4 protein-coding genes are annotated in these 2,341 nt (G+C 34.0%); all 4 read right to left on the bottom strand.

Translation table 11 applies throughout. From position 1 onward, the window contains the following. Positions 1 to 71 precede the first annotated feature (71 nt). Positions 72 to 563 (bottom strand): hypothetical protein, encoded by a 492-nt coding sequence (locus tag AC4IF5_RS20375; protein ID WP_490737776.1) that lies wholly within the window; start codon positions 561 to 563, stop codon positions 72 to 74. A 35-nt stretch (positions 564 to 598) separates the two neighbouring features. After that, a complete protein-coding gene (locus AC4IF5_RS20370; protein ID WP_490737774.1) occupies positions 599 to 1,480 on the bottom strand; it encodes a hypothetical protein in 882 nt (293 codons plus the stop codon). A 7-nt stretch (positions 1,481 to 1,487) separates the two neighbouring features. Next, complete coding sequence (locus tag AC4IF5_RS20365; RefSeq protein ID WP_490737772.1) at positions 1,488 to 2,051, bottom strand: DUF6705 family protein; 564 nt, start codon at positions 2,049 to 2,051, stop codon at positions 1,488 to 1,490. A gap of 24 nt (positions 2,052 to 2,075) precedes the next feature. Beyond that, a partial coding sequence (locus AC4IF5_RS20360; RefSeq protein ID WP_490737770.1) for a hypothetical protein occupies positions 2,076 to 2,341 on the bottom strand: 266 nt, incomplete at its 5' end.

The following is a 2,341-nucleotide window of genomic DNA, read 5'->3' as shown; positions in this document are numbered from 1 at the left end:
GCTTGCCACATTTATAACATATGACAAACATTACTTTTAAAGCAAAATGCTGCCGTAATAAACCTCCTCTCTTATCTCCCCTTCCTGTCAGCACTTGTGACTCCGTTGATCCCATAAAAATCTATCTTTTCAATTTTCTGATCAGAAAAAAATTGCAGCATTTCTTTATTCCATTCTCCATGATATTGCCTGGTCAGTTTTTCTATTATATCCGGAATTTTTTCGGTAAAAACAATATTAATCATAGGGTATTGATAGTGATTATTATTTGCATAGCTTCTCGTTTCAGGATCTGCAAAATAAATTCTCAGAACATAATTATCTTTACTGTTAAATATTTTAGTATCATAGCCAAACTTTTTAATTGTAATATTATAATCCTGTAATCCTGCATTGAAATCTGAAAATTTTCTGTTATAATATTGTGTTTTACTTTCTGCTATAGCTTGTAATTTGGGAGTTATTTCATTATAAAATTTGAAATATTCATTACGCTGAGCATTACAAAACTGTAATGACAGAAGAAAAAAAGTAGCTAAGACTATTTTAAAAACTGGTTTCATATTGTTTGATTTTTAATTATTATTGATATACTTATTTAAGGACAACCTTTCACGTTCACTCCCGGTTTAGGTACTCCATTTCCTCCCGGTATTACGATATTTTCTTTAGTGACATTTATCTTTTTCACATCACCATTCCCATCTACTTTTCCCAAGCTGATCCCAGTGTTGAATTGATCTAAAATGTACGCCAAACCTGCACTACGTCCTGTGATATCTCCTATAGAGCTAATGTAGGTTCCCTCCCCATATGTTTCATTAATTTCAGAAAAATCTGCACCTACAGGAGATCCAAGAGAAAAAGAATGTGTTGAAGGGTCATAATTCTGGCTTCTGGGATAGTTCGCCAGAAAATTAACCCCTAAGCTTCTGTCATTGACCATCAATACATAGACTTCTGGGGTACCATGGTAATTGCCATATACAAAACGATACTTAAAATTGCTATTGGTAAGCATTTCCTCCAGCATCCCATACAAATCACCGGCAGACGGTGCACCAAAACCCCCGGCATGTGAATGCCCGTCCCCAATATACGTGCCAGACAATTGAGAAGTGGGTATACTTCCATTGGTAGCTGATCCTTCTTTAGGAGGCGTTACATCATAAGTGCCATCCGCTTTTTGTCCTATTGCAACTGCCCATTCATTCTGAGCCGTCGTCTTTGCTTTCAGAACAGAATCCATATTTTGCTGCACTTTAACGTTTCCATAAACATTATTTGCAGCGGTTACCACAGGCTTAGCCTTTTTACACGGATCATCATCAGGACTCATATAATCAGGGAACTTATGCCTGGAGCCGTCACCGGACATAGACTGACCTCCTCCCATTGGACCGTTTTTCGGATCTGCCCAGGAAGCGTCCTTATACCAAAGTTTGATAATATAAAATGCTGTCCCATTTTGAAACAGCATTTGTATTCTATTGCTTTGTTAGAACAATATTCTTTGGCAAAGGATCAGGTCGTTGGGATTGTGGCAAACCATAATAAAAACAATCATTATCTGTCCAGTCACTATTTTGATAATACTTCCATTCTAGTTTTGTTTTTGTAGTATCTGTAAAGCTAATAGCTATACTACCAGTTATATGACATAGATCTGGATCACTATAAAATAAAGAGTATTTATTTCCATATCTTCTAAAATTAACTCCTTGAACTTTAGCATTGTCATCATTAATATTTGTATTATCAAACAAAATATTTCCATTATTATCTAATACTTTAAATTTTCCAATTAAATAATCTCTATAATATTTAAATACATTATCATATTTATTTGTAATCTTTGTGAAAGTTATATAAATAGTTTTATTATCCCATGTTCCTTTCCAAGCACCTTCATAACTTGGGAGCTCATTATTAGTATCCTTTTGATAAGAATTATCAGGAAGGTCAGTTTCAGTGGGTCTTAGAGTATAGATTTGTTGTGCATTAAATAATGCTGCTACACTTATTAGTATTAATACAAATATATTTTTCATAATTTCAAATTTATTAATTATGGATTAGGAACATGGTATCTTTTTTACAGGTTTATCCTTTCCATCATATTCCAGTTTTTTAGTTGTATCCCCATCAATTTTATATACCTGTAGGCCATCTATACCTACAGCTTCTTTCAAAAACTGTACGAATACTTTTTCTATCACTCCCTGATCAGATAATTGTGATTCTGTAAGATTTTCATATTCTCTATTATACCAAGCATTCCAGGTATCAATCTTATCCCAAGTAGAACCTGGCCAGCTCTCATTAGTATACCGGAGCATAT

Source organism: Chryseobacterium sp. UF-290 (assembly GCF_058245615.1).
Note: the sequence above shows the minus strand (reverse complement) of the source record. Positions and strands in the feature narration are given on the sequence as shown.